This window comes from Dinghuibacter silviterrae, assembly GCF_004366355.1.
In the GTDB taxonomy this organism is placed as follows: Bacteria; Bacteroidota; Bacteroidia; order Chitinophagales; family Chitinophagaceae; genus Dinghuibacter; species Dinghuibacter silviterrae.
This window is the reverse complement of sequence record NZ_SODV01000002.1, coordinates 504,123-531,119: the sequence shown is the minus strand read 5'-3', so window position 1 is coordinate 531,119 and position 26,997 is coordinate 504,123. Positions and strand designations below refer to the sequence as shown.

General features: G+C 56.2%; 21 protein-coding genes and 1 tRNA gene. 6 read left to right on the top strand and 16 right to left on the bottom strand.

Annotation, left to right across the window (positions count from 1 at the left end; translation table 11 throughout):
• Positions 1-13: 13 nt before the first annotated feature.
• The 7 genes from murB to EDB95_RS19320 form a co-directional block, all read right to left on the bottom strand.
• Positions 14-1,063 (bottom strand): UDP-N-acetylmuramate dehydrogenase, encoded by a 1,050-nt coding sequence (murB, locus tag EDB95_RS19350; protein WP_133996047.1) that lies wholly within the window; start codon positions 1,061-1,063, stop codon positions 14-16.
• 61 nt (positions 1,064-1,124) lie between these two features.
• Positions 1,125-3,563: a replication restart helicase PriA gene (gene priA, locus EDB95_RS19345; protein WP_246073750.1), complete on the bottom strand. Its 2,439-nt coding sequence runs from the start codon at positions 3,561-3,563 to the stop codon at positions 1,125-1,127.
• Positions 3,564-3,630: 67 nt separating this feature from the next.
• Positions 3,631-5,418 carry a RagB/SusD family nutrient uptake outer membrane protein gene (locus EDB95_RS19340; protein WP_133996043.1) on the bottom strand — a complete coding sequence of 596 codons (1,788 nt, stop codon included), beginning with the start codon at positions 5,416-5,418 and terminating at the stop codon, positions 3,631-3,633.
• 9 nt (positions 5,419-5,427) lie between these two features.
• Positions 5,428-8,664: a SusC/RagA family TonB-linked outer membrane protein gene (locus EDB95_RS19335; RefSeq protein ID WP_211352161.1), complete on the bottom strand. Its 3,237-nt coding sequence runs from the start codon at positions 8,662-8,664 to the stop codon at positions 5,428-5,430.
• 65 nt (positions 8,665-8,729) lie between these two features.
• A complete protein-coding gene (locus tag EDB95_RS19330; RefSeq protein WP_133996039.1) occupies positions 8,730-9,743 on the bottom strand; it encodes a FecR family protein in 1,014 nt (337 codons plus the stop codon).
• A gap of 51 nt (positions 9,744-9,794) precedes the next feature.
• Positions 9,795-10,304 carry a sigma-70 family RNA polymerase sigma factor gene (locus EDB95_RS19325; protein ID WP_133996037.1) on the bottom strand — a complete coding sequence of 170 codons (510 nt, stop codon included), beginning with the start codon at positions 10,302-10,304 and terminating at the stop codon, positions 9,795-9,797.
• 53 nt (positions 10,305-10,357) lie between these two features.
• Complete coding sequence (locus EDB95_RS19320) at positions 10,358-11,107, bottom strand: lysophospholipid acyltransferase family protein (protein ID WP_246073749.1); 750 nt, start codon at positions 11,105-11,107, stop codon at positions 10,358-10,360.
• A gap of 37 nt (positions 11,108-11,144) precedes the next feature.
• Between EDB95_RS19320 and mtaB the strand changes: the two genes are divergently transcribed.
• From mtaB to EDB95_RS19300, 4 genes are all read left to right on the top strand, one after another.
• Entirely contained in the window at positions 11,145-12,425 is a 1,281-nt protein-coding gene (gene mtaB / locus EDB95_RS19315) for a tRNA (N(6)-L-threonylcarbamoyladenosine(37)-C(2))-methylthiotransferase MtaB (RefSeq protein WP_133996035.1), read from the top strand.
• Positions 12,426-12,527: 102 nt separating this feature from the next.
• A tRNA-Val gene (locus EDB95_RS19310) sits at positions 12,528-12,602 on the top strand.
• A gap of 75 nt (positions 12,603-12,677) precedes the next feature.
• The gene (locus tag EDB95_RS19305) at positions 12,678-13,388 is read left to right on the top strand and encodes a pirin family protein (protein WP_133996033.1); all 711 of its coding nucleotides are present in this window, start codon (positions 12,678-12,680) and stop codon (positions 13,386-13,388) included.
• Between the two features lie 38 nt (positions 13,389-13,426).
• Entirely contained in the window at positions 13,427-13,684 is a 258-nt protein-coding gene (locus EDB95_RS19300; protein ID WP_133996031.1) for a hypothetical protein, read from the top strand.
• Positions 13,685-13,703: 19 nt separating this feature from the next.
• Here the strand turns inward: EDB95_RS19300 and EDB95_RS19295 are convergent, their stop codons facing one another.
• Complete coding sequence (locus EDB95_RS19295) at positions 13,704-16,181, bottom strand: ABC transporter permease (RefSeq protein WP_162852690.1); 2,478 nt, start codon at positions 16,179-16,181, stop codon at positions 13,704-13,706.
• A gap of 162 nt (positions 16,182-16,343) precedes the next feature.
• Between EDB95_RS19295 and EDB95_RS19290 the strand changes: the two genes are divergently transcribed.
• Positions 16,344-16,925 (top strand): DUF6252 family protein, encoded by a 582-nt coding sequence (locus EDB95_RS19290; RefSeq protein ID WP_133996027.1) that lies wholly within the window; start codon positions 16,344-16,346, stop codon positions 16,923-16,925.
• On the opposite strand, the gene EDB95_RS19285 is transcribed toward EDB95_RS19290, so the two are convergent.
• The 5 genes from EDB95_RS19285 to EDB95_RS19265 all read right to left on the bottom strand — a co-directional run bounded on the left by EDB95_RS19285 (position 16,922) and on the right by EDB95_RS19265 (position 20,365).
• Positions 16,922-17,962 carry a type II toxin-antitoxin system HipA family toxin gene (locus tag EDB95_RS19285; RefSeq protein WP_133996025.1) on the bottom strand — a complete coding sequence of 347 codons (1,041 nt, stop codon included), beginning with the start codon at positions 17,960-17,962 and terminating at the stop codon, positions 16,922-16,924. The two genes, EDB95_RS19290 and EDB95_RS19285, sit on opposite strands and share 4 nt — an antisense overlap.
• Positions 17,949-18,278 (bottom strand): HipA N-terminal domain-containing protein, encoded by a 330-nt coding sequence (locus EDB95_RS19280; RefSeq protein WP_133996023.1) that lies wholly within the window; start codon positions 18,276-18,278, stop codon positions 17,949-17,951. The genes EDB95_RS19285 and EDB95_RS19280 overlap by 14 nt, the downstream gene beginning before the upstream one ends.
• Positions 18,275-18,493, bottom strand: a complete 219-nt coding sequence (locus tag EDB95_RS19275; RefSeq protein ID WP_133996021.1) for a helix-turn-helix domain-containing protein — start codon at positions 18,491-18,493, stop codon at positions 18,275-18,277. Before EDB95_RS19275 ends, EDB95_RS19280 begins: the two co-directional genes overlap by 4 nt.
• Positions 18,494-18,633: 140 nt before the next feature.
• Positions 18,634-19,314 (bottom strand): LytR/AlgR family response regulator transcription factor, encoded by a 681-nt coding sequence (locus tag EDB95_RS19270; RefSeq protein WP_133996019.1) that lies wholly within the window; start codon positions 19,312-19,314, stop codon positions 18,634-18,636.
• Positions 19,286-20,365: a sensor histidine kinase gene (locus EDB95_RS19265; RefSeq protein ID WP_133996017.1), complete on the bottom strand. Its 1,080-nt coding sequence runs from the start codon at positions 20,363-20,365 to the stop codon at positions 19,286-19,288. Before EDB95_RS19265 ends, EDB95_RS19270 begins: the two co-directional genes overlap by 29 nt.
• Positions 20,366-20,544: 179 nt before the next feature.
• Here EDB95_RS19265 and EDB95_RS19260 point away from each other — a divergent pair, with 179 nt between their 5' ends.
• Positions 20,545-22,845: a serine hydrolase gene (locus EDB95_RS19260; protein ID WP_133996015.1), complete on the top strand. Its 2,301-nt coding sequence runs from the start codon at positions 20,545-20,547 to the stop codon at positions 22,843-22,845.
• Here EDB95_RS19260 and EDB95_RS19255 read toward each other — a convergent pair.
• The 3 genes from EDB95_RS19255 to EDB95_RS19245 are packed head-to-tail and all read right to left on the bottom strand — an operon-like array spanning position 22,781 to position 26,978.
• Entirely contained in the window at positions 22,781-23,632 is an 852-nt protein-coding gene (locus EDB95_RS19255; RefSeq protein WP_133996013.1) for a hypothetical protein, read from the bottom strand. The two genes, EDB95_RS19260 and EDB95_RS19255, sit on opposite strands and share 65 nt — an antisense overlap.
• Before the next feature lie 48 nt (positions 23,633-23,680).
• Positions 23,681-24,685: a TlpA family protein disulfide reductase gene (locus EDB95_RS19250; RefSeq protein ID WP_133996011.1), complete on the bottom strand. Its 1,005-nt coding sequence runs from the start codon at positions 24,683-24,685 to the stop codon at positions 23,681-23,683.
• A 40-nt stretch (positions 24,686-24,725) separates the two neighbouring features.
• Positions 24,726-26,978 carry a serine hydrolase gene (locus EDB95_RS19245; RefSeq protein ID WP_133996009.1) on the bottom strand — a complete coding sequence of 751 codons (2,253 nt, stop codon included), beginning with the start codon at positions 26,976-26,978 and terminating at the stop codon, positions 24,726-24,728.
• Positions 26,979-26,997 lie beyond the last annotated feature (19 nt).

Sequence of the window (26,997 nt, the reverse complement as noted above, 5' to 3'; positions counted from 1 at the left end):
TCCATCGCAGGTATCAGGGAATAATATTCACCTCCCTCTCCAACCCCACCCCAAACCTCTTCTCCACACTCTCCAAAATCTCCTGCGAAAGCGCATACATTTCCTCCCCGGTCGCCCGCCCATAGTTGACGAGCACGAGGGCCTGTCGCTCATGTACCCCCGCGTCTCCGCGGCGAAAGCCCTTCCACCCGCATTGCTCGATGAGCCAACCGGCGGCGAGCTTCATGGCGCCGCTCTCGACGGATGGGCTGGAGCCGGCATAAGCTTCCTGCGCAGCAGGATACGCGGGCAACGCGGGGTATTCTAAGTGCAAACGTGCGTAGTCGGAAGCGCTGACGACAGGGTTTTTGAAAAAGCTGCCGGCGTTACCGATCTTCAGGGGGTCGGGCAGACGGCTGGAACGGATGCGGATGACCGCTTCGCTGACGGCGCGGAGGCTGAGTTCGGTCACACCCATGCGGGCGAGCTCTTGTTCGATGGCGCCGTAGGTCGTGTTGTAGATGGGGTTTTTGCGAAGGCGGAAGGTCACGTGCAAGATGGCGAACTGACCTTTGTATTTGTTTTTAAAGACGCTTTCGCGGTAGCCAAAAGCACAGTCGTTGACGGTGAAGCGTTCGACGGTGCCGTCGGAGAGGTGGAAGGCTTCGAGGTCTTGGAAGACCTCTTTGATCTCTACTCCATAAGCGCCGATGTTTTGCATGGGGGATGCCCCGACGCAACCGGGGATGAGGGAAAGGTTTTCCAGGCCGCCAAGGTCGTGGGCGATGCAGTGTTGCACGAAACGGTGCCAGTTCTCTCCCGCGCCTGCCCGCACATACGCATAGTCTTCGTCTTCGGCCACGGTCTCGATACCCATGACTTCGTTTTTAAGGAGGAGTCCATCGAAATCCCTGGTAAAAAGGACATTGCTTCCCCCGCCGAGAATCATCCGGGGGCTGTGCGGGACCCGGGCGAGAAGGGCGGCCAGCTCTGCCCCGTCCGAAAAGGGGGCGAAGTAGCGGGCCTGGACATCCATGCCAAACGTATTGTACGGTTTCAAAGAGGTGTGTTGCGCGATATGCATAATGTTGCCGAAGGTACAAATACCGCACCGGAAATTCACGCGCCGAAGCCGCGGGGCGCGCCTATACGGGATCCACGTCCGGCACCACCGTCACGCTGCGGAACCGCTGTTCCCCATGCACCAGGGCCTCCGCCATCCGGATCGCCTGTTTGCAACGGTGGATGAGGGCGCCGTCCCTGGGTAGCTTTATCAACAGCTCCATGAGGTATTGGTTGCGCACCCGGTTGACGACGGGGGCGGCGGGACCGGTGAGGTAGGGCCCGAACTCCGCCCGCAGGTGGCCGGTAAAGGCTTCCGCCCCGGCCATGACGGTTTCTTCGAGCTTGTGCCGGAAGGTGATTTTGAGTAGCCGGGAAAAGGGGGGGTATCCGAACTGCTGGCGGCTTTGGATCTCGTAGTCATAGAGCGCCTTGTAGTCGTGGGCCTGTACAAAGTTCAGGACGGGGTGGGCCGTGTCGGAGACCTGGATCATGACCTCCCCGCTCCCGGTTTTCCGGCCGGCCCGGCCGCTGACCTGTTCCATGAGCTGGAAGGCGCGTTCGTGTACCCGGAAGTCGGCGAAGTGCAGCATGCTGTCGGCGTCTAGTATGCCCACCAGGTCGACAAATCCGAAGTCGAGGCCCTTGACCACCATCTGGGTGCCCACGAGGATGTCGATGCGCCGGTCCTCGAATTGGTGGATGAGCTGGTCGTGGGCGGTTTTTCCGCGTACCGTGTCCAGGTCCATCCGGGCGACACGGGCGCCGGGGAAGCTTTCCTGGAGGACCTCTTCGATCTTTTCGGTGCCAAAGCTTTTTTGTATGAACCGGTGTCCTCCGCAGGCGGGACAGGTGTGGAGGACCGGGTAGGTCGTGCCGCAATAGTGGCACTGCCATTTGTGGGACGCCTTGTGGTACGTAAGGGTCACCGCGCAGTTCCGGCATTCGGGGATCCACCCGCAGGTCGCGCAGACCTGGTAAGGCGTGTACCCCCTTCTGTTTTGGAAAAGGATGACCTGCCGGTCGCGGGCGACCGTCCCTTCGATCGCGTCTTTGAGCGCGGGGGACAGGAGTACCTTGCCCTTGTCTTCGCGGACGACCTTCCGGGTGTCGACCAGGACAATGGGCGGAAGGGCTGCCCCGCCGTATCGTTCGGTCAGGGTCACCAGGCCGTATTTGCCCTGGACGGCGTTGTAATAGCTTTCGATCGAGGGCGTGGCGCTCCCGAGAAGGACCCTGGCGCCGTGCAACTGCGCATAGTAGATGGCGGTGTCCCGCGCATGATACCGGGGCGCGGGCTCCGTTTGCTTGTAGGAGGCGTCGTGTTCTTCGTCTACGATGATCAGACCCAGATCCTTGAAGGGCAGCAGGAGCGAAGACCGGGCGCCTAAGACAACCCGGATGTCCCCGGAAGCGACCTTGTTCCAGATCTCCACGCGCTCATTCTGGTTGAACTTCGAGTGATAGATACCGACATAGCCTCCAAAGTGTTTTTGCAGCCGGCGGATCACCTGGGCGGTGAGCGCGATCTCGGGCAGGAGATATAATACCTGCCGGCCTTCCTTTATTAAGGCTTCTATGAGTTTGATATAGACCAGGGTCTTGCCGCTGGAAGTAACGCCGTGGAGCAGGCAAACGGATTTCTCCGACAGATGGCGCCGGACCTCACCAAGGGCGTGCTCTTGTGCCCCGGACAACTCGAAGTCCACCTGTATCGCACGGGGCAGGTATTGCAACCGGTCCACCTGGCGTTGTTCGATGATAAGGACATTTTTTTCCGCAAGTCCTTTCAACTGGGCGGGGGAAGCGCCCGACTTGTTCAACAGGTCCTTCTGGCTGACTTCGCCTTGTACCTTTTGGAGGTGCAGATAGGCCAGCAAAAGGTCGAGCTGTTTGGGCGCCCGGGTCCACTGGTTCATCAGGTCCGCAAGCTTCTCTTCCTCCTTGTAGTCCGGGTGGAGGAGGACATATTTTTCCCTGCGTTCTTTGTACGTATCCTGTAGCGCTTCCCATACAATACACACCCCCTTATCGATCAGGGAACGGACGACGGGATAAACGTGGGTGGCGTCCAGGATCTGCTGGATCTCCCCTATCCGGAGCTCCTTTTTGAGCAGGAGGCCCTCCGCCACAAGGTATTCGTCGTGGTCGAGGGCCGAAAAATCGTCTCCATAGACCTCGTTGTACAGGAGGATGGTCTCGCTGGAGAGCTTGAAGTGCGCGGGCAACGCGGCCGCCATGATCTCGCCCTCGGAACACATATAGTAGTCCGCCATCCACGCCCAAAGCGCGAGCTGGGCCTCCTGCACGATGGGCTGGTGGTCGATCACCCCCTCGATGGGTTTTGGATGAAAGGCCTCGGGGCCTTCCCGGTGCAGGGTCCGGACGATCCCGGCGTATTTCTTGTTTTTGAGGGACACCTCTACGCGCACGCCTACCTGCACACGGGGAAGCAGGTGGTCAGGGATGGACCAGGTGTAATTCTTGGGTAACGCCAGTGGTATGATGATCTCCGCAAACAAAGTCCTGCAAATATAAGACCCCGGAGCACGACAAACGCCGTGTCCGGGGTCAGACTATGAAGGGAAACTACTGCCAACCTGGATTTTGAACAAGATTTGGATTCAGCAAAAGCTCTGAATACGGTATCGGATACAGTGTTTGATAGCTGGACCAGCTCCTGGGCACGTTGTCGAGCCAGTGCAGCTCTCCGGAGGTGCCGTTTGCCAGGATCTGGGGATTGACGACCCCGTTTGCGGTAGGGGCTACGTTGATATACGTGATCGTACTGACCTGGTTGGAAGGCGGCGTCCCCTGGTAAAAATAAACATCGGGTATACCGTCCCCGTTAAGGTCCATCGGCTGGTTGAGGGCGGGTACGTAGAAACCGTTCCACCCGCCCGTGAGCAGGCCAGCGTGTCCCCAGCGGACCAGGTCGTAGAAACGGAAGCCTTCCAGGGCGAGCTCTATGCCGCGTTCCCGGCGGATCTCCATCAGGACGGGGTCGGTGATGTCGGAGTAATAGTGGGCTTGCATATACGGGTCAACCGTCGTGGGCAGCGTGGTCAACCCGCCGGTGATGCCGGCCCGGGCCCGGAGCGCGCCGACGGTGTTGGTCCAGTCGGTGGCGGTCAGGGAGCCGGGGTTGAGCTCTTCCTTCGCCTCGGCGTAGTTGAGCAGGATTTCCGCGTACCGCATCAGGCAGATGGAATTGGTGTTGTTGGCCCCGTTGTCGTAGTATTCGTCATCCAGGCACCATTTGATGGGTTGGTAGCCGGTATAGGTGTAGGAAAAAACAGGGGGCGCCGGTACCGTAGCCCCGTTGAGCGTCCGCGTATACCCCGGGGTACGGATCGTCTGGGACAGCCGGAGGTCGCGGTTCTGGGTTTCCTTCAGGAAAGGCAGGGTATCGTGACCGGAGATGTTGGTAAAAGGGGTGCCGTCTATATTCAGATACGTGTTGATAAACGTGCGGATAAAACTGAACCGGTTGCCGTAGGTGGAGCTGGTGTAGAACCAGTTGGCGTCGTTGAGCACCGCCAGGGACTGGCTGGCGACCTCCGCCAGCATGACTTCCTTAGCAATGGGTGTATTGCTGATAAAGAGCTGGCGATAGGACGTGGCCGTTCCGGCCCCGTTGTACAAAGCAAACCCGCTGCTGTCCATGACGGCCTTTGCGGATGTCACGGCCAGTTGGAGGTAGGCCTGGGCGTTCCCCAGGTGGTACATGGTATCGAGGTATTTCTCGAAGGTCCCTTCGAACAGGCAAACCCGCGAAAGAAAACCATAAGCCACCCATTTGGTGATCTGGCTGCTGGTGGGATCGGTCTGCAGGGAAAGGTGGCCGCAGGCAAATTGAAGATCCGCCACCACGGAGTCCATCACCAGGTTGCGGGGCGAACGGGCGCCGTACAGGGCGCTGTCGGAGGGGTCCAGGGGTTTATTGATCCAGGGGACGTCTCCGTACCGTTGCACCATGCCGAAGTAAAAATACGCGCGGAAGAACCTGGCGAGGCCCATAAAGTTGGCCTTGTCCGCGGAATCCACGGGGGAGGTGGCCAAACCCTGGATGAAGTAGTTGATGTTGCGCAAGGGTCCCCAGCTCCAGCCGGTGGCGTTCCGGGAGCTGTAGGCGCCTTGTTGCAGGTAGGTTGGACAGGAGTTGGTGGCACCGAAGTCCGACATGTTGGCGTCGGTTTTGTAGATGTTGTCCATCGAAGGCAGCGTCTGGTCGTAAAACGAGTTGGCATACAGTTGCAACCCCTGGACGCTGCCGAAGATGGCCTGCTGGCTGGCGGTGGACTGGGGTACCTGGTTGAGCTGTTTGGTACAACCGCCCAGCAACAACGCCATGCACAGTATTTTTATTTGTTTCATGATCAAGGTTTAGAGTGTTAAGGACATGCCCACGGACAGGCTCTTCAGGAGGGGGTAGTTGTTGGCGTTACCGCTGCTGGACCCGTTGGTCAGGATGACGTCCGAGGCACCGATGCTCTCGGGGTCGATGTTCCTGGTCAGCTTGTACATGGGTGTCCAGGACCAGAGGTTCTCACCGGACAGGTAGACGCGGCCGCTGGTAAAGCCGGTCTTGCGGATCCACCGTTCGGGGACGTTGTACCCGACCTGGATGTTCTTCAGACGGATATATGCTACGTTTTGCAGGTACTTGGTCTGGGGTACGTTCAGCTCGCCGGGATAGCCGTCCTGTGCCACATACCCGCGGTAACGGGGGAAGTAGGCGTTGGGGTTGGAAGGGGACCAGATCTTGCCCTGCTGGTATTGCATGGCATATTCGTAGGGGCGGTTGTATTGACCCCAGAATTCGTCGTCCTGGGCGCCGGGCCACCATTTTTGCTGAAGTACACCCTGGAAAAAGACGCCTAAGAAGAAGTTGTTCCAGTCTCCGCCCAGTTTGATGCCGTAACGGTAACGCGGGAGGGAATTCCCGATGATCTTCCGGTCGCCCGGGTCGGTAGCGGTATTGTTCCCGGGTGTGATGATGCCGTTTTTGCCGTTCGGGTCGATGGACTTGAACTTGATGTCACCCGGCAACCACTGGCCGGAGGTGGAGGCGTGGTAGAGCGCCTGGGTGGTGAAGGCCGTCTGGTAGTTGGATGCGGTCCAATACCCGTCGTCGACATACCCCCAGATCTCCCCGAGCTTCATCCCGGAGTAATAGTCGGTCAGGGATTTGCTGGTATTGTCATAACCGGTGATCGTGGACGTATAGTCGGACATCCAGATGCCGATGTTGTAGTGCAGCGGTTTGGACGCTACGGTGAACTGATCCTTCCAGGACAGCTCGGCTTCCCAGCCTTCCGTCCGCATGCTGGCATAGTTGCCATAAGGGACCGTCGTACCGAATACAGCCGGCAGGGTTTTGCCGACGGTAAACATATTGGTCGTGTTCCGGATATACCCGTCGGCGGTAAAGGACAGCCGGTTGTTCAGGAAGGTGGCGTCCAGACCGAGGTCGCTGGTCGTGGCCCGTTCCCAGGTCAGCCCGTTGGGCAATACGTTAGGCTGGCTGGTTTCCTGGGGGCGGATACCGTTCAGGATGAAACTGGATTCCTGGATCGAAAAGTTTTGCTGGTACAGGTAGGAAGCCACGCTCCCGTTCCCCAGCGAGCCGTACGAACCGCGGATCTTCAGGTCGCTGACCGCTTTGGGCGACACGTGCCAGAAACCTTCCTTGGACAGCCGCCAGCCGGCGGAGCCCGAAGGAAAGAAGGCCCAGCGCTGGTTGTACGGGAATTTGGAAGACCCATCGATGCGGCCGTCGAATTCCACCAGGTAGCGGTCCTTAAAGGCATAATTCAACCGGGAGAAGCCGCCCATGATGGCCCATTTGTTATACCCTCCCGCCGTCGTAATGTTGGGTCCCTGGGCCAGGCTGATGTCGGTCGCGCTGCTGTACACCAGGCCGTTGCGCTCGGTGTTGAGGGCGTTGAACACCGACTGTTCGTAGTTATACCCCAACAGGGCTTTGAAGTAGTGGTTCTTGCCAAAGGCCGACTCGTACTGCCCATACAGGTTGGTCGCGATATAGTTGGTCTGGTTGAAGTCTTCCCGGATGTCGTTGGTGCTGGAGCCTACGTACTGGACGACGTGGGGCGCCGGGCTGTAGGGAACGGGCACCTGGATTTCCTTGACCGTGGAGTCGGTATTCTCAAAGGTAAAGTCACCCTTTACCTGGAAACGGTTCTGGAAGAATTTAGCAGTGAAGGCCGCCGTGTTGCGGATTTCATTTTCCTTCAAATCCAGGCCGTTTTTGCCATAGTAGAAGTCGCCCACCGTATAGGCTGCCGAATACGTCAGCGTACCGTCGGGGTTGAGCAACATCGAAGACGGGTGCGCCTCGTCGGCCATATTCCGCCAGATACCGCCGCCCTCACCCACGTTTTCGGGGTTGTGGTAAAAACGGCTGTTGAACTGAAGGTTGTCGCTGACGGTCAGCCAGGGGGTCACATCGACGCTGCCCTTGGCCATCAGGTTGTACATGTGGTAGTCATCCGAATTGTAGCGGAAAAGCCCGTCCTGGCCATAATAGCGGCCGGTCAGGTAGTACGTGGCCTTGTCGCTCCCACCGGATACCGACAGGTTCTGGTCCACGGAGTTGGTATGATTCTTATACAGGACGTCGTACCAGTTGGTGTTCCCATAGTAAACGTAGTTACCGTTGACGACCTGGACCTTTGGAAGGGAGGGGTTGGCATTGACCTGGGCATATTCCGTCATATAGGCCTGGGAGAATGCCTGTGTCTTATTGATGTTTTGGGGTACCTGGGAATAGTTGTTCCAGGCAGACCAGGCGGAATCAAACAAAGACGCATACTGGTAACCGTTGGAGATGATCTTGGGGAGCGTGGTCGGCTTTTTGGTGGAGTAATTGGCCGAATACGTGATCGATGCATGGCCCTTTTTCGGCGTCCGGGTCGTGATCAGGACAACACCAAAGGCGGCCCTTGCCCCATAGATCGCGGAAGAAGACGCGTCCTTCAATACGGTAATCGTTTCGATGTCGTTCGGGTTGAGCAGGCTCGGATCGCCTTCGATCCCATCGATCAACACCAGCGAATTCCCGCCGCCCGCACCGATGGAGGTGCCGCCACGGATGTTGTAAACCGCGGAGGTAATGGGTTTACCGTCTGCCGGTACGAGGTTTAGGTTGGGGATGACGCCTTCAAGCCCTTGGGTAATATTGGGGAGGGCGCGATTGCTCAGTACGTCCCCGCTCACCTGGGCCACCGCACCGGTCAGGTCCGCCCGCCGTTGTGTGCCATACCCTACGACCACGACGTCGCTTAAGTAGCTGGCGGCATCTTTCATTTTGACAAAAATAGACACGGCCCCGTCCGCTTTGATGGCATACCCGCTGAGGGTTTGCGCCTGGTATCCCACGGAGCTGAAGGCAAAGCTATACCGTCCTTTGACGGGCAATTTTTCGAACCGGAAAATCCCGGTAGAGTCCGTCATGGTCCCGGCCGACAGCCCGGTCTCCATGTTCGTCGCCACGACCGTCACCGCGTTCAGCGGCAGGCCGGACTCCGAGCGGACGATCCCGTTGACGCTGCCCACTTTATCCTGGGCCACGGCAGTCGTGAAAAGGCAACAGAGTGCCATTAAGCAAAAAATGACTTTTTGCAATCTCATGATACAAGAGGTTTGTTTTGTGAAAAAGGTGTCTGCTACCTGCTGCCCGCGATGATATACTTACCGTCGCGGTGTGTTACCGTTAAATGATTCAATGTGGCGAGGTCGTTTAAGATTTTGTTCAGAGAGTCCCTTTTGTCCAGCATGCCGATAAAGAAGATATTGTGGATGGCGTGGTCGTCGTATTGTATGTCCGTTCCGTAAATGGCTGCCATTTGATCGAAGACCGTTCCCAGGTTCTGGTTGTTAAACATAAACCAGTTGGCCAGCGTTCCCGTTTGTCCTTCCAGGAGCTTTGTCCGGCCGTGTTTCCGGTTGAAGTTGTCCACCCATACCCTTTGCGTCTCCCTCGCCCAGGTCAGCTCCTGGCCCGGTTGCAGGTCAACATCCGAATCCGGGAGGCATACCCGGACCTTGCCCGTATACAGCTCAACACGGATGTCGCCGGCCGCACTGTCGTTGATGACCTTGAACGCCGTCCCTAAGACGACGGTCCGGATCTTGTCCGTATAAGCGACGAAAGGGGCGTCCGGGTTTTTCACGACTTCGAAAAAGGCACGCCCCGTTACACGTACTTCTCTTTTACTATACCGGCCGAAGTCCTCACGATATTGGATGGTGGCATGGGGATAAAGGATGGCGGTGGAGCCGTCGGGCATTGTCCAGGTGTCCGGCTGGCTGCCGCCGTTCGTGCGTTGGAGCCAGCGCACGGTCTTTGCCGCCAGTGCCGTGACGGGGCTTTTTTGACGCGTTTGCTTCAGCAGCAGTCCTACGCCGGCGAGGAGGAGGACCGCGGCGGCGGCGGAGAGCGTGATCCGGATCGCGCGGACCCGGCTGCCGGCCGGCTGCGCCGTTTGCGCGCCGCCCGGCTGCGTGGCCCCGGGTTGCGCGGCCCCGGGTTGCGTCCGCGCCGTGATCGCCTTCAGCATATCCTCGCTATAGCCTTCCGGCAAAGGCGTCTCGCCGTCCGCCTGCTCGAATTCTTCCTGCAAATTCCGGAGTTCCGGGTGCTGCCGCAGGTATTCCTGATCCTCTTTTTCTGTCTGCATGAATGGGACTCTATACTATATACAGCCAAAGGGTGCGTTTACCCCTGCTCGTTAGAAAAAAAAACTGGACACCACCTGGCGGAGGTGCCGGAAGGCCTTTGTAATATGGTCTTCGACCGTTTTGACGGAGATATTCATCCGGTCGGCCACCTCCCGGTTGGAGAACCCATGGAGCGACTTCAGCATCACCACCTTCTTCCGCACCGGTGACAGCGTCTCCAGGGCGGCGTGCAGATGAGCCGACAATTCAAAGTGGGCGTGTTCGTTGGATATACCTTCTTCCACCGGCGCCACCTTCCGGCGCACGGCTTCTTTCTTCAGGTAATTGATCAGCACGCTGCGGGCAATGATAAAGACCTGTTTTTCCAGGGGATGTTCTTCGGAGAGGGTGTGCCTGTATTCCCAGAGCCGTATGAAACACTGCTGGGTCAGCTCTTTGGCCGGGTCGTCGTGCCGCACCCGTTTCGCATAAAACCGGAACACTTTTATATGGAGGAGGCCGTACACCTCCACGAAGGCTTCGTGGGAACCGTTCTTAATCGCAGCCAGACCTTGGTCCATAGAGCCGGCAAATTGCAAAAAAATGTAAACGGCCCGTGGTTGCGCGACTACACTTAACCGAAAGATAAAGGACCGTAGTCGTTTAAACCCTTTTCCATCTTTTCGTGAACCAACGTTTTTAATCTATGCACATCGTCCAGCGTAAGCCCGTCGACCGGCACCGATTCGAGGAAGACCGCCCTGCTCCGGCCCGGGTTGAGTTTGAAAATGCTTGTATTTGGTAAGCGTTTGCCGGCGTCGAGGAACAACACCGGCTGCACCGGGTAACCCGTCTCGATCGCCATGCGGAACGCGCCGTCATAAAAAGGCGCCAGCGGTTTGCCCGTGAGGTTGAAGGTACCCTCCGGAAAAATAAATACCGAAATCCCTTTCTGTAATTGTTTGACCAGGCGTCTCACGCTCGCCGCCCGGTGCTCCGGGTCGCTCCGGTCCACGACAACAATCGCCTTCTTATAAATAAAGCCAAACAACGGCGCCTTTGTCATCTCGATCTTCCCCAGCGGCCGCACCGGGTAACGCACCGCCTTGACGATCAGGGCAGCGTCCAGGAATGAAATATGGTTCGCCACATAGATACAGGGACTCCCCTTTTGCGGCCGGTGGACATAGATATTCTTATGCCGTATCCCCACCCCAGCGAGCCAGACATCCGCCCAGGCGCGGCATATTTTATAGATAAGATTTCCGCCCCTCGTCTCTCCCAGGAAAGAGGCCGGCACGGCCAGGAGAAAAGTAAGGATCAGCGTTAGCCCGAAGAGGATGAGCGCGTATAACACGTATAACCAATGCAATAGCCTTTTCACGCGTTGAAAATAGGGGATTTTCTTAATTTTGCGCCCTATGTCAGACAAGCGGACCGTGGCCTTCCACACCCTTGGGTGCAAGCTCAACTTTTCCGAGACCTCCACCCTATCGCGTCTCCTGGAGACCGAGGGCTTCGAAAAAAAGGATTTCGAAGACCGGGCCGACGTTTACGTCATCAACACCTGTTCCGTTACCGACAACGCCGACAAAGAGTGCCGCCAGCTCGTACGCCGCATCCAGCGTAAGGCTCCCGAAAGCCTCGTCGTCATCACCGGCTGTTACGCCCAGCTCAAACCGGAGGAAATCGCCGGCATTCCCGGCGTGGACCTTGTATTAGGCGCCGCCGAAAAATTCAACATCGCCCAACACCTCCGCGAGCTCACCAAAGGCGACAGCGCCCGCATTTGCAGTTGTGACATTGAAGAAGTCTCCGGGTTCAATGCTTCTTATTCGCTGGGCGACCGTACCCGGACTTTCCTAAAGGTCCAGGATGGTTGCGACTATACCTGTTCTTTCTGCACCATCCCCAAGGCCCGGGGGCATAGCCGCAGCGACTCGGTTTCCAATGTCGTGGCCACCGCCCACCGCCTGGCCGCCGAAGGCGCCCGCGAAATCGTCCTCACCGGCATCAACCTGGGCGACTTCGGGCGCGACGCGTCCGGCCGTTTCGCGGCGTTCTACGACCTTATTACCGCCCTGGACGACGTCCCGGGTATCGACCGCTACCGCATCTCCTCTATAGAGCCCAACCTGTTAAGCGACGACATCATCCGTTTTGTCTCCGGGAGCCGGAAGTTCATGCCCCACTTCCACATCCCCCTCCAAAGCGGCAGCAACCGCATCCTCGGTCTTATGCGCCGCCGCTACCGCCGCGAGCTCTATGCCGAACGCGTCGCCCTGATCAAGGAGCTCATGCCCCACTGCGCCATCGGCGTGGACGTCATCGTCGGCTTCCCTACTGAAACCGACGCCGACTTCCGGGAGACCTTCGATTTTTTGCATTCCCTCGACGTCTCCTACCTACACGTCTTTACCTATTCCGAGCGCGACGACACCCACGCTTTGACCCTGAAACCGGTAGTGCCCATCTCCGTCCGCCACGAGCGCAATAAAACCCTCCGCAACCTGTCTTTCATGAAGTTGCAGGCGTTTACCCGGGCCCACGAGGGGGAAACCCGGCCGGTGCTTTTCGAGGCGCGGACGCACACCAGTGCGGACGGCCCCGCCATGATGGAAGGGTATAGCGACAACTACATTAAAGTGACAACGCCCTACCGGGCGGAGTGGGTGAACCAGGTCGTCGACTGGCGGCTTTAGGCCCACCGGGCCACGCCGCAAAAAAAATTTTGCAAATTTCGATTTCCGCATATCTTTGCACTCCAAATCTATGGCCGGCTACCCGGCCAGGAGGATGGAAAAGGGAGCATAGCTCAGCTGGTTTAGAGCATCTGCCTTACAAGCAGAGGGTCCTTGGTTCGAACCCGAGTGCTCCCACAGATAAAAGGCAAAATACAATATAGGCACTTGGAATCTTCCAGGTGCCTTTTTTTTGCATACAAAAATGTCGGAATGGCACAACACGTCTATCACAAAGCAGAAACCCGCGGTCACGACCACCACGACTGGCTCGACAGCAAGAAAACGTTCAGTTTTGGGGACTACTATAACCCAAAGAGAATGGGGTTTGGTGCCCTTAGGGTATTGAACGACGATACGTTGCCTGGCGGTCAGGGATTTGGTTCCCATCCACATGACAACATGGAAATTGTCAGCATCCCGCTGAAAGGAAGTCTCCGGCATGAAGATTCGGAGGGGAATAAGGCCATAGCTGCGACAGGAACCATACAGGTGATGCACGCCGGCAGCGGCTTGTTCCACAGCGAATATAACAACAGCGAGGACGAAACGGCAGCGTTTCTGCAGATCTGGATATATCCCGAGGAGCTGAACACCAAGCCGCGATATACGCTCGGCACGCTTCCGCAGTCCACCGGCAAGTTGCTTGAATTTATTGGACCGGACAGTACGCCCGTTCGCAAAGACGTATGGTTTAGCATCGGCCGGTTTACCAATGGCCGGTCATTTACCTATCCGCTACATAAGCAGGGCAACGGCGTATATGCGTTCGTGATAAAAGGTCAATTTGCAATCGATGGACAGGAAGTGTCCGACAAAGATGGCTTGGGTATATGGGACACGCCGGGCATCGAGGTTAAAACGCTTAGTGATGACGCTGAATTGCTATTAATGGAGGTACCCATGTCAATTGATAAACTATGACGTTAAGAATACTAGCTGTCGGATACAACCCAGCCATTATGAAGGTCGTGGAAAGACTGTTGAACAGCCATGAAGGATGGCAGGGTGTTGTGGCGCTCACCAGGGAAGAAGGGTTGAAAAAATTGAACGGCGACCTGTATGATGCCGTATTGCTCTGCGTAGGCGTAACCGAAACAGACGAGGTGGAATTCCGTAAGGCAGCAACGAATCAAACAAAAGTCATAAGACACTATGGGGGTGGCAGCGGCCTTCTTGAAAATGAAATCCGCTCCGCAGTTTCGGATACAAGGCTGTGAAACCGTCTTTGCAAATTTTTTACTCCACCCTCAGGCTCTTCACCGGGTTGGCCGTAGCCGCCCTTATGGCCCGGAAACCCACCGTAACCAAGGCAATCAACAAGGCCAATGCCCCCGCCAGGGCATAGATGTACCATTGTATAGCGATGCGGTAGGCAAAATTCTGTAACCACCGGTGTGCGACAAAGAATGCAAGGGGGGATGCGATCACGAACGACAGACAAACCAATTGTAAAAAATCCTTCGACAGCAGGGTTACGATACCCGTGACGCTCGCGCCCAACACTTTGCGTATGCCGATTTCCCGGGTCTTTTGTTCGGCGGTGAAACTGATGAGCCCGAAGAGACCGATGCAGGAAATAAAAATGGCGATGAGCGTGGCGGCTACCACGACCTGTTTCGTCTGCTCTTCCCTGGCGTAAAAGCCGGCGATGGTCTTGTCCAGGAAATAATAGTCAAACGGCTCGCTGGGATACACGCCTTTCCAGCATTGTTCGATCCCCGCGAGTACGGTTGCATAAGGGATGCCGCCGCTGAGTTGCACATTGAGCTCCCCCCATAACGGCCGCCTGGAGCCATACACAAAGAGAGGGCCGATCGGCGAGAACAAGGACCGTTCGTGATAATCAGCCAGGATGCCGACGACGGGGCCGCTGATGTCTCCCGCCGCGACAACGTGCCCCAGGGCGTCAGAAGGTCTTGTAAAACCCAGTTGCCGGGCGCAGGTTTCATTGATCAGGAAATCGGTCCGGACCTTTGGGAACTGGTATCCGTAGGGTATCCTGGAAGGGATAAATCCTGCCGTATCGTCCCGGGGCGCGGCAAAATTCCGTCCCGCCACCAGCTTTAAACCAAATAAGGGCACATAAAACTCGTCCCCTACCCGCTCGGACGCGACGACCTTGGTACCTTTTTCCCTGCAATCCAGGTCTCCTCCCCTCAGCCTGTCGATCATCGGCGGCTCGATGCTCACGCTGACCATGCGTACCCCCGGGACCTGCCTTATCCGGTCAGCCAGTATATTCCGGTCCCTGGTGGCATAATTGCCGCTGGTCGGGATCGTCACGATGGCATCCCTGGCAAACCCCAGGTCCTTGTTCAGCAGGAAGCGCAGTTGTTTTTGCACCACCAGGACACTGATGATAAATGCGATCGACATGGTGAACTGAAAAACGATCAGCGCCTTTCGCACATAGTTCCTGTTGCGGGTCCTGCCCCCTCCGTATCCCTTCAGGCTGAGGACGGGTAACCAGGAGGACAATACCCTCGCCGGGTAATAGCCTGCCAGCAACGTCGTCCCCAAGGTTATAAAGGCCAGAAAAATCCAGAGGGCAGGTGTCACCAGGGGTACAGCCGTACCTGCCGGGAAAAACGACGGGAAATTACCGACGACAAGCCTGACGATCAAGACCGCCAGCAGCCCGGACATGGCCACGAGGATAAACGTTTCGGTCAGGAATTGCCGGATCAGCCCTCTGCGGTCGCTGCCCAGGACCTTCCGCACGCCGATCTCCTTTGCTCTTTGCAAGGACTGGGCCGCCGACAAATTGATGAAGTTGACGACCGCCAGGAGCAGGATAAAGACGGCGATCCCCATCAATCCATACAGCGTAGGCGCGTGCGCCTTCCCGGAGTAAAAATCCTCGAAGTCGGCGTCGAAATGAACGGCAGACAGGGGTTGCAGGTACATCCGGACCTTGCGGCCGTCGGAAGCGGTCAAATGCTCCCTGAACATTTTTTCCGCCTGGTCCACAAACCCGGAAGGCGTCTCCCCCTTGGCAAGTTTTACAAATACCTGCTCGTTGTCCCCCCATGACCATTGAGAGGGCACCGTTTCCGTCCCCAAACCCTGGATGTCCTTGAGAAAACTGTTTTGAACCGTGGACAGGGATATAAAATCCTTGAAGATCAGGTCTGTGTTCTTATTCCAATCTTTTACGATACCGGATACCGTTAGTCTTAGAGAGTCGTCATAGACGACCTCCCGGCCGATGACCTTATCCAGCGGCACATCGCCAAAATACGTACGCGCCTTGCTCTCGGTAAGCACTACCCGGAACGGTTCCCGGAGGGCCGAGACCGGGTCGCCAAAAAGCCACACCCGTGGGAAAATGGCAAAGAAACCGGGATCCGTGAACATAATATCCGAAGGATAGGCCGGCGCCCACTCCTTGTCCCGGACCGTCACTTTTGTTTGAAAGCCCATAAAGAAACTCATATCCTCGACGCCCCTGAACTCCTTTATCGCCAATGCCGCCCGGTACGGCGCTGAAGGCATATAGAATTTCCCACCTGCAGGATTGGGAAGGTCGGCCACCACCCTGTAGATCCGCTCCCTATCCGGATGGAACCGGTCAAAGCTCCATTCGGAAGCCACAATAAAATAGATCAGGAGACAGGCCGCCAGGCCCACGGACAAACCGGCCACGTTGATCACGGCGCCCATCTTCCGCTTCCGGAGGTTTCTAACGGCAATCTTCAGGTAATGGGTCCACATAAACGAAATATACTCAAAAAAGCGCCATTTCATCTACACATCCCGCCTTTCTGTATCAACCTGCAAACGCCGCCCTCCCTTTGCCCGTTTATACGGGTAAGTCCACCTTCCCGCTCACGCCCCTTCACCAATCCCGGCGCGTTAATTAAAAAACAGCATAAAATGAAAAACTGGAAACTTCTCCTGTGGACCCTCGTGGCGGCAACGCCCATTTTCTCCTGCCAAAAGATGGGCATCGGCACTACCGCTACCGGCACCTCCGACACCTCGGCCGTCTTCTCGGCCACCATTGCCGGGACCGCCTGGACCGCGGATTCCGTAACAGCCGTACTCGTCTACGGCAGCCAGCTCCCCGACAAGGTGCTGACGCTGACCGGGAAAAGCAGCGGCAAGATCGTCACCCTGAGCATACAGGACACGGCCTTCTCCTCCTCCACCGACAGCAGCCTTACCGTCAAGGAATATTCGACGAGCGGCCTTGTCACCGGGACAGCGTTTCAGTACGCCATCGATACGACCCTGCGAAACGGGGACACCACCTGGGTGCCGCAGTTGAGCGCCGAAACGGGTGAAACCACGGTTACGTCTACCAGCGCTTCGGGCAAAACCGTTACAGGGACATTCGCCTTTACGGGGATTATCTGTGTCGTGGACTCTACGCATACGATGACCTTTGACACTGTGGCCATCACCAACGGTGTCTTTAAAAATATCAACTATACCTTTGTGAAGACCAGGTTTTAAGTGAGCGGGGAGGGGCGCTGCCCTTCCCCTATTTTCAGGCTTTTAAGTCTGTCTTCGAACACTTCCATATACCTCGCCTTGGCTTCCTCGCTTAAAAAACTGCGCTCTACCAGCGATTTGGCTTTCGGAGCATCCCTTAGCAGAATGTCTATCGTTTTCCCTGCCAAATCCGGGTGGATACCGGCCATTTGTGCAAATACCAAAAACGAAGAACCGGTATACGTCCCGTATTGCAAATAAGTTTCTTCATAATGATCACCGTCGTAGAGGCCGCCATGAAGGGCAAGCACACCATCGTCCAAATGCAATGCCGTGCATAAAAGGTCATAGGCGGGAGAGAGCACGAAATCTCCCTGTTCGGTTTCCATAACCGAGAAATTCTTCAGGTGTGCATCTCCATTGCCGATTATATAATTAAAGACCAGCAGACGAAAGAAATCCAGCAACACTACCGGCGATGCAGCTACATGCCGCTGGATCTGTTGGGCGATATCCAGGTAAGAGGCATTGTACTTGAAATCATGCCCTTCCCTCTCGGGTGTCTTTGACAGGAGCGTGGCAAAATCCTCTACCTGGTATTTACCGCTTCCGTCCGGTTTGAGATCGAACCGTCTGGTTATATAGGCAGGTGATCCGTCATCAAAAAAGATCATACCGCATGCCGCCGTTTTGATGCCGAAAACCTGCGTAGCGATCTGCATACTCACGTGCTCATTGGCAGGAATGTCGGTCACCCTGTCAATTCTTTCGGCCGGAACCGGTTTTAAGAGGTGCGTTCCCCCGCTACCGGTGAGCGACAAACTATTTTTTTGAAGCCGCAGGCTGTATTTCTCTTGTACGCCGCTTATGCTGATCCGCTTTGTTTTCTCATTGTATTCACGGGTCAGGACACTATTTTTACCCGGAGGGCCAAACTGGAGAATATGCGATACCTTCTTAGAGCGACTGCCAAAAAGTGACTGTTGTGCCAACGGGCTATAGGTGGAAAAGCCAGGCTGTAGAGTGGATGGACAATATTGTATTTCAGGAACGCTCATGAATCTCTTTTATACTGACCGGCCCGATACTGTCGCCACCCGCCGTAGCCAACAATAGACCGAAATAGTCGTTTTCATCGATTTTCAATAGCCTGTTTTGCAGGGCTTTGTTGGCGCCCTCGCTTAACCTGTTCACGAAGGCAGGAAACAGGACATCACTTTCGTATGGCGCCTCCCGTAAGGGCAAAGTGAGGCTGACAGGCCGGCTCCCGGCTGCCGCCAGGTACGACTGATGATAAGCGAAGCGATACATTCCCCCTGTCTCAGAGAGGATCCCGGCGAGTACGCCATTGTATAACACCTCCGCAACCCTCATACGTTACCATTTTTGGAAGGATCTTTCAGCACCAGTTCAAATTGCATTCCAAGCGTTTCCGCGAGTTTAACAAGGGTGTCCAAAGAAGGATTGCCCTTCCCCCGCTCCACCAATTGGATGGTTCGGATACTGATCCGGGACAGGTCGGCCAGTTGGGTTTGTAGCAAGCCCAATAGTTCCCGCCTTTCCCGGAGGATCGCACCTATTTTGATCATGAATTCGCGCATTATACTTCGCTTTTCGATACAAAAATACGAAAATGAGTCAAATTCTCAGATAAAAATGAAGTATAATTCGCTTTTTGATGTTTTCGGGAATCCGTTTATGAAAAAACGGCCGAAAGCGAAGTATAATGCTAACGAAACCGGTGCATCAGGTTCTCCCGGTACACCTTCCCCACCGGCAACCTTTTGCCTGCCAAGGTAACCTCGTTGCCCTCCACGTATTGGATCGCCTGCAACGCAACGATATACGATTTGTGGATCCGGGTGAACCGGTCCGCTGGCAATTGTTCTTCGAACTGTGTCAGTGTCTGTTTCGACATCAGGCGGCCGCTTTTCTGGTGGACAAAAATATAGTTGCCGTAGGCTTCGACGTATAAAATGTCGTCCAGCGGGACCTTGACGAGCTTTTTGTCGGCTTTGACCACGAGGAAGGCCGGCGCTTCGACAGTTGGGGCTGGCCCGGGCGCGGCCACTTTGCCGGTCGCCTGCACAAACCGCGCAAACGAAAACGGCTTTAGCAAATAATCCGTCACCGACAACTCGAACCCCTCCAACGCATACTCCGGATAAGCGGAAGTAATGATCACCGCCGGATATTTTTTGAGTGACCGCAACATATCAAAACCCGTCAGCCGGGGCATGTTGATGTCCAGGATGATCAGGTCCACCTCCCCACCCTTCAGCGCATCCATGGCTTCAAAGGCGTCCGTACACACGGCGGTGAGGTGTAAGTAAGGAACCTGGCTGACATAAGTCTTGAGCAGGTCCCGGGCAATGGGTTCGTCATCGACGATGATGCAATTCAGGGTCATGTCTATCCAATTCTATGTGAAGCCTTACTTCGAAAAAATCGCTCCCCTTGTCGACCGCAAGCACATACCGTCCCGGGTAGATCAGGTCCAGCCGTTGACGCACGTTGACCAGGCCGATGCCGCCTTTTTCCGCCGCAGCCGGAGGCGCGCTGTCTTTTCGCGCCGGGGCCGGAGCTGCATTGTAGTCTGGGTCCACTGTATTCCGGACGTTCATCCGGAGGCGTTTGCCCTCCAGGGCGAACACGATGTCGATCACGGCCGGCGTGCCCCTGGGGGAGGAAAAATGTTTGAAACAATTCTCGATAAACACGATCAGCAACAAGGGCGCAATACTAACACCGGAAGCATCAACGTCCGCAGACAGAGAGATCCGGGCCTTGTCACTCAGTCTGAGCCGTTCCAGCGCCACATAGTTGGCAATATAATCCAATTCTTTTTGGAGGGGGACGAACGCCAGGGAGGTATCGTACAGCGAATACCGCAGCAGGTCTGACAGCTTCAGCATGTGTTCGGACAATTGTCCGGAACCGGTGGCCACGGCCAACCCGTAGAGGTTATTCAGGCTGTTAAAAAGGAAATGCGGGTTGAGCTGGGCTTTCAGGTGCCGGAGCTCGTTTTCCCGCCGTTCCTTTTCCAAAAGGAGACGGTCCACTGCCAGCTTCACACAGGTGGCAATCACCGTGAAGGCGACGATACTAAAAGCGATATGCTCCTTTCGCCAGTCCACCAGGTCCGTTACGTGGAAAAAAAGACCGAACAGGTAGCCGACCGCATTCAGCACATATGGCAACAAAAAAATCAACACCACCACCTGCAGCAGGTACGCCAGGGTCCCCAACAGCCACCGTTTCTGACGGAACAGCGGAAGCACCAACAGGTTTTGCGTATAGGACGGCAGCGCAAGCTCCAGGGTCTCCTGGAAAACCAGGCAGATCAAGGTCACGCCGGTCATCCGCTGGGGATATTCCTTGAGCACGATATAAAGGGCGAAAACAACAACCCAGAAAACGGCCTGGGTGTATACCCGGTATGGTCCAATAAACCATTTCATCCTTCAAATAAACCGCAGCCCCCCGGATAAACCAAATTTTGAGGACCAACGTCCGTTTTCCGGTGATGAACGTCTTATCACCGCGGGGCGCAGGTTGATCAGCGGACACCCACGATCCATCAACATTATTTTCCTCCGCCTTACATCCCCTCTACTTTCGGATCACAAACGCTGAAAATATGAAAGTCCTGCACACATTGCTGCTCCTCGTGATCATCCTGTCCGCCCACGCGCAAAACGATACACTCGAAAACGGGCTGCTGAGGGATATCCCCCGCTGGATGGCCGAAAACCACGTCCCCTGTGTAGGGGTCGGGCTGATCTCGGACGGGAAGATCCAATGGATAAAGACGTTCGGGTCCCTGCAACAGGGAAGCCCCGCGCCAGGCAATACGCTGTTCAATATCGCTTCCCAGACAAAGCCCGTTACGGCCATGCTCACCCTAAGGCTGGTGCAGTTGGGGCTCTGGAACCTGGACGAGCCCTTATCCCGGTACTGGATCGACCCCGATATTGCCGGTGATCCCAACCTGGACAAATTGACGACCCGCCTTGTCTTAAGCCACCAGAGCGGTTTCCCCAACTGGCGTACCGACAACGGGTCGAAGAAGTTGCATTTTGTCGCCGCGCCGGGCACCCGTTTTGGATACTCGGGTGAAGGCTTCGAATACCTCCGTCGTGCCCTGGAGCACAAGTTCCAACGCCCCCTGGATGCCCTTCTGGATTCCTTCCTCTTCAAACCGGCGGGTATGAACAATACGCAATATTGGAGCGACCGGCTGGATACCGCACGCATGGCCCGGTGGCACGACGGCCAGGGTCACCGCTACCCCCTCTCCATGCAAACATCCGTGAGTGCTGCGGACGACCTGATTACGACGGTAGAGGACTATTGCCGCTTCGGGATCTATACCATGAACGGGGGCGGTCTGTCTGATACGCTTTTTGCGGACATGACCACCCCCCAGGTCAAAGTCAAGACAGACTATTACCGGGGCCTGGGCTGGGGTCTGGTCAAAGGGCTGCCGGGAGGAGAATACGCCCTGGAACACGGAGGCTCGGACATAGGCGTTCGGACCATGGCCATTTTCCTGCCGGTATCGAAAAGAGGAATTGTGCTGATGACCAACGGCGACAACGGAATGTTCGTCACCGATCAGATCATCAGGTGTGCACTATCCCACGGCGCCCAGGTGCTGGAAACCATGAACAAGGGGGCCAGGGACCACGAGCGGATCCACCTGCCGGACAGTGTCATCGACGCCTACACGGGTTCGTACGCGCAGGACAACGGCAAAGTGATGAAGGTCGAGCGGGAGGGGGATGCCATAAAAGTCTCCGGCGACGGCGTGCCCACCGCGGTGCTTTATCCCGAATCCACAAATAGCTTTTTCCTCGAAGGCTACGACGTCCAGATACAATTTCCCGATCCCACGCACCTGGTCGTGTTCGAAAACGGCAAACAAGTGATGACCATCCGCCGGGCCTCACTGAAAGCGGACCTGGAGGCCATCGCCTCCGATTCGACCGAAGGCCGGTTCACCGCATCGGCAGGTTACCTCAAAGCGGCGGACTATCTTGTCCGGGAACTGAAGAAGGCCGGGTTGCAACCGTACCTGCAACCGGTGCCTTTTACCTGGGATGACTATACGGGGACCACTGTCAGGATCGACGGCGTGGTCTATCCACACACGCCGGAGAATTTTGTGGTGGTGCAGGGCGGGGCCGCCGGCCGTGTGCGCCTCCCCGACAGCACCCAGTCCGCCGACTGGGAAACCACGGTCATCCGTCAATACCGCTTCGGCTACATGCACTATGTCCCGGACAGCCTTCCAAGCACCGACTCGTGCATCCTCCTAAGCCCAAAGCTCGCCGCCCTGCCGCACGCAAACATCAGCATCACCTTCCATCATCGGATAGAACAACGCACCGGCTACAACGTGATCGCACACACCCCCGGCGAGCCCGTCATCATCGTCACCGCACACCTCGATCATATAGGCCGGATCGGAAACCATATCTACAACGGGGCCAATGATGACGCCAGCGGTTGCGTTGCCGAACTGGGCGCCGCCAGGACCCTGTCGCGGTCCGGTGTTGCCGTGTACTTTGTGTGGACCACGGGCGAAGAGCTCGGGTTAAAAGGCTCCCGCTGGTTTGTAGACCATTTACCCGTACCAAAAGAGAACATCCGCTTACACATCAACCTGGAACAGGTCGGCAGCCAGCACCGGTCTTTCCAGGAGGCAAGGTTCATTCCTGCCGACAGCCTGGGGGAAGAATTGCGCAATACCGACGGGTACAGCTTTACACAGCAACATATCCCCTCCGTCTTGTTGACCTCCGGCGGGTTTCCCGAGCACCATACGATCCGGGACACGATCGGGCTCATCGATGTTGATCACCTGCAACGGGTCACCGATGCGTTAAGCGATTTAATAATCTCGTTGGATAAATCGACACCCCCACGCTCCCATTGAAATAACAGAAGTAATAGGTGACGGCCGAGGATCCGTTATTCGAACCGATGTTTGTACTCCCCTGGATATCCAGTTGCAACCAGGACAAATGAGGGCTTACCCGGAATATCCAAAAAGGTTGCACCATATACATGGTTTTGCCCTGCAAATTGTTGACGACAAAATCCACCTGAAGGGAATCCGGGTAGTTGGTGTGGACCCGGCTGTAGTACGTACCCGACAACTTTACGCCGACACCCACTTCCACCCAATGGGATTTGAAATACATAGCAGGCTGTACAAACAACGCCCTCTGGTGCGCATCCAGGAAACACCGGTAAGGGGTGCCATGTTCTGCACCCCAGTCGTCTATATGAAAATCACCACCCCCGCCACCCCCGCTCAGGGACAGGTAGGCGTGCCGGCTAAACCGGATCATATAGGCGGCGCCGAGCTCCCAGGTGTTGTTCTGGTAATGAATGCCGGCCGTGTCCATACTAAAGTAGCGGTTGTTGCCAAAATAATGATAGGCATCGTTGAATCCCTGGTCGTCCCCCTTTCTGCCCGAATATGCGCCCAGCAGCGTGATGCGTTTACTGACCGCATACGCGCCCTGGACATCCGCCCCGCTCACAGTAGATGTATGGTCGAACTTCAAATTAAAGCCCCCGTCCACGGTAATGCGGCTGTCCCCCTTTTCGGTAAGACCGGGTAGGTTTACGGGGTTGGCGCGGTACACGATACGGTTCACAGGCGTACAGGAGGTCAGCACGGCTATGCCCAGGAAAAGCAGCGTCCGGGGGTTCATAAGGAGTCGTTTTCCCTAAAAACGACAAAACGGAGTCACTTGATGGCTTTACAACCCCAGTCCTTGAAGGACATCCTGAAAAGTGCCATAGACCCCCCTGATGTCCCCTTCCTTGTCGACCACCACATAAGTGGGAAACGCCTGTAGGGACAAGTAACCGGACAGCCTGCTGCTTCCACCCTCCATATAGTTCGGCCAGTCATAGCCGTTTTCCGAAAGGTAGGCCCGCCAGGTATCGAAATCGCCCCGGTGATCGGTGGTCACGCCGATCAACTGGACGCGCCCCGTCTTCAGGCGGTCAAGCGCCGGTTTGATGTCCTTGTGGTCTTCGAGACAGGGCGCACAGTGCAGGAACCAGAAGTCGAATACGTAGGCATCCGCGCCGTCGAGGTGAAGCATGGTTGCCTTTCCCCTTTTGTCGATAAAGGAGAATTGCTGCAAGGGGAGCTTGTGGATGCGCAGGCGGGCGTCGAGGTTGTCCACCAGGGCCGAATACATAGGTGAGGTGTTGAACCGCCGGCCCTGTCCCGCCATAAGGGTCTTCAACCGGTAAAGGTTTCCCGGATTGTTGGCGTTGTGCCGGAGATACGTCAACCCGATGAGACAGGAGAAGAGGTTGCCGCTGTTCGCCGTGTAGGCGTCCAGCATCAACCGGTTCAAGGCGGCAGAGTCACCCTGTTGGTGCAAAGACTGAAAGGACTGGTCATACTGTCGTACGGCATAGTACAAAGGAGATCCCTGTACGGTATCGATCACGAGGGAGTCTTCCTCGATGTGCGCAAAGACCGTATCGCTGGCTGCGTCCAGCCATACCTGCTGATGGTAGTCTTTCCCTTCCTCCGAAAAGGTGAGGCGATAACACGTTCCTGTGCGTTTGTTAAAGTCGAAGCGGGCCGTGTCGGTATACGGGACCGAAAGCCGTTCGCTTTGTTCGATGTCAGACGCCTCTACCCTCCCGATCGGGCGGTTGGTCACGAGGATGACCCGGATATGGGTTTGCGCCCACACACCGCCTGGCGCCAGCCACAGAGCCAAAAGGACAAGGCGTTTCATACGGAACAAGATACGGCGGCGCCGGGCCAGATGCAAGCCCCTAGCGGTTTAGCTCGCTCAAGATAAGATCCGTCATCTCGAACCTCGGGAAATCGCCCGTATTATTGAGCAAAACGATCGTCGCGTTGCGGTCGTCCTGCCGGGCAAACATCGTAAAAAAGCCCAGGTCCGTCCCCGGGTGATAGATCACGATGTGTTTAACGGAGAAACCGTCCTTATCCGTCATCCAGCCGTAGTCATACCAGGCCTTGTATTCGTCCCAGTCCACCCTGGGTTTTAGCATGTCCTGCAAACGATCAGGCGGCAGGAGCCGGTGTAGTCCCTCGCTGTATTTCAGCAGGTCCTCCGAGGTGGTAACGATTCCCCCGGCCCCTATCAGGTTCCGGGCGTCATAGGCATACTCCGGTCCACCGTTGATATACCCGATTGCTTCCGGGGGTGTACGGCGCATACCCACATACGAATGGTCCATCTGCAACGGCCGGAAGATGCGTTCTTCCAACAGGGTATCAAAAGGTTTCCCCGTCACCGCTTCTGCAATCAAGGCAAGGACGACAAACCCGGAGTTGCTGTACCTGAATTGGGAACCCGGTGGGAAATCAAGGGTATCGCTGCAAAAACGGGTCACGACCTCTTTCAGGGAATACTTCCTGGTCAGCTCCTGGCCCAGGTAGTCGTCCTCTTCCGTGAGATTATGGATGCCTGATCGATGCGTCAGGAGCTGGTCGATGGTCACGTTCCCGTTCGCGTAATAGGGGATGTAGGCACGTATGGGCGTGTCCAGCCGTAGCCGCCATTCGCTCACCAGTTGGTTGATGATGACCGACGTAAAGGTTTTGCTCGTGGACCCTATCCGGTACCCGGTCGTCCCGTCCGCAACGCGTTTTGATGAACGGTCTGCAAAGCCGTACCCTTTATCGATCAATACCTTCCCCTTCCAGGACACCAGGGCGGAGCCGTTAAACAAACCCTGTGCATGATAAGCCGCCAGGATGGTATCGATCCGGAGCGCGGGATCCTTTGGCAGCTTGCGCAACCGATCTTCCAACCGTTTGCGGACCGCAAAGACGGCATTGGCCGCCTTGATCCTGCTGATCACCGGCTGTTCCGGGAAGTCCGGGAGGATAACAGTGTAGTCCTTCCAAAAGAGGCTGTCTTCATCGGTTTGTTCGTCCTCGATCATCTCGTTTCCGCGCGTCGTCTCATGATCGGAAAAAGGATGGGTGACAGTGGTGTCGACGTCCGTCACCACATAGTGCACATCATCATGCAGGTCCTCGACCGACGCATTTTTATGCCGCTGGAGGCGAAACTCATTGTTCATAGTGACATCGGATAACACCCACTTATTGCCGATCGGACGATAGCGTATGCGTTGACGGCCGGCCACCTTCTTTATCGTGATGCCAAACAATTTCAGCAAAAACCGCTTCCCCGATTCTTCGGGATACTGGAGATAGGCGATCCCCTTCGGGCTGAGGCCGAAGTCGAAATATAGAAAAGCATAGCTCCCGGCGTCGATAAAGACCTCTCCTTTAAGCCGGCTTTCTTTCAGCCCGTCCTTTTCGTCAAAGGAGACCTCATACGCCTTCCGCCCGTCCAGGGCGACGAGCCCCTCCAACCGGTAGTCATAAAAGTTCGGTCCCTCGCTGCTAAAGACCTTCATCCCTTCCAGGTGGCGAACGATGTCACCCCCGATCAGCCCGTTTGGGCTTAGCCCCATAGTGATTCCACTCATCAACGCGCTGTCCTTAAACTCCCGGTGCTTTACCAGGTGGAACTGGCTGGGTTGCCAGTCCGCAACGGCATAATTGTAAATGTCGAACAACGTCTCCGACAAAAAACCGTATTCCTTCGTCTTCCTGCCCGTAGCCCTGTAAAAACCCCGGGTAACGTACGGTTGCGTCAGGTAGTTCTCCGGTATGCGGGCCGCGGCCTTCAGGATAATCTGGAGCGGATCACCCACGACGACCTCGCGCATTTCCACCGCTTCTTTTTCCAGGATGATCGCATCCCCCTTTTGCAAGGCCGCCACCGGCAATTTTTGTGACCGGAAACCCAGGTGCGAGATCAGAAGCGTATCGGTGCGGTTCTCCGCCGGTATCCATATAAAAAACGCCCCGCTGTCGTTCGACACCGTCCCCTGGCCGCTGCCGGTCAGCCGGACACTGGCATAACTCAGCGGGCTACGGTCATCGGAAGAAAGGATCCTCCCGGAAATACCCCTACGCCCGTTCTGAGCAGACAATGAGGAGACCATAAAAAAGGCAATGATCAAGCAAGAGAAGCGCATACACAGCAGGGTTACAGGT

Excerpts from the sequence above, each read along its gene's own strand:
- murB (WP_133996047.1), bottom strand. The coding sequence starts at position 1,063 with ATGCATATCGCGCAACACACCTCTTTGAAACCGTACAATACGTTTGGC.
- EDB95_RS19340 (WP_133996043.1), bottom strand. The coding sequence starts at position 5,418 with ATGAAACAAATAAAAATACTGTGCATGGCGTTGTTGCTGGGCGGTTGT.
- EDB95_RS19335 (WP_211352161.1), bottom strand. The coding sequence starts at position 8,664 with ATGGCACTCTGTTGCCTTTTCACGACTGCCGTGGCCCAGGATAAAGTG.
- EDB95_RS19330 (WP_133996039.1), bottom strand. The coding sequence starts at position 9,743 with ATGCAGACAGAAAAAGAGGATCAGGAATACCTGCGGCAGCACCCGGAA.
- EDB95_RS19325 (WP_133996037.1), bottom strand. The coding sequence starts at position 10,304 with ATGGACCAAGGTCTGGCTGCGATTAAGAACGGTTCCCACGAAGCCTTC.
- mtaB (WP_133996035.1), top strand. The coding sequence starts at position 11,145 with ATGTCAGACAAGCGGACCGTGGCCTTCCACACCCTTGGGTGCAAGCTC.
- EDB95_RS19305 (WP_133996033.1), top strand. The coding sequence starts at position 12,678 with ATGGCACAACACGTCTATCACAAAGCAGAAACCCGCGGTCACGACCAC.
- EDB95_RS19300 (WP_133996031.1), top strand. The coding sequence starts at position 13,427 with ATGAAGGTCGTGGAAAGACTGTTGAACAGCCATGAAGGATGGCAGGGT.
- EDB95_RS19295 (WP_162852690.1), bottom strand. The coding sequence starts at position 16,181 with ATGTGGACCCATTACCTGAAGATTGCCGTTAGAAACCTCCGGAAGCGG.
- EDB95_RS19290 (WP_133996027.1), top strand. The coding sequence starts at position 16,344 with ATGAAAAACTGGAAACTTCTCCTGTGGACCCTCGTGGCGGCAACGCCC.
- EDB95_RS19285 (WP_133996025.1), bottom strand. The coding sequence starts at position 17,962 with ATGAGCGTTCCTGAAATACAATATTGTCCATCCACTCTACAGCCTGGC.
- EDB95_RS19280 (WP_133996023.1), bottom strand. The coding sequence starts at position 18,278 with ATGAGGGTTGCGGAGGTGTTATACAATGGCGTACTCGCCGGGATCCTC.
- EDB95_RS19275 (WP_133996021.1), bottom strand. The coding sequence starts at position 18,493 with ATGATCAAAATAGGTGCGATCCTCCGGGAAAGGCGGGAACTATTGGGC.
- EDB95_RS19270 (WP_133996019.1), bottom strand. The coding sequence starts at position 19,314 with ATGACCCTGAATTGCATCATCGTCGATGACGAACCCATTGCCCGGGAC.
- EDB95_RS19265 (WP_133996017.1), bottom strand. The coding sequence starts at position 20,365 with ATGAAATGGTTTATTGGACCATACCGGGTATACACCCAGGCCGTTTTC.
- EDB95_RS19260 (WP_133996015.1), top strand. The coding sequence starts at position 20,545 with ATGAAAGTCCTGCACACATTGCTGCTCCTCGTGATCATCCTGTCCGCC.
- EDB95_RS19255 (WP_133996013.1), bottom strand. The coding sequence starts at position 23,632 with ATGAACCCCCGGACGCTGCTTTTCCTGGGCATAGCCGTGCTGACCTCC.
- EDB95_RS19250 (WP_133996011.1), bottom strand. The coding sequence starts at position 24,685 with ATGAAACGCCTTGTCCTTTTGGCTCTGTGGCTGGCGCCAGGCGGTGTG.
- EDB95_RS19245 (WP_133996009.1), bottom strand. The coding sequence starts at position 26,978 with ATGCGCTTCTCTTGCTTGATCATTGCCTTTTTTATGGTCTCCTCATTG.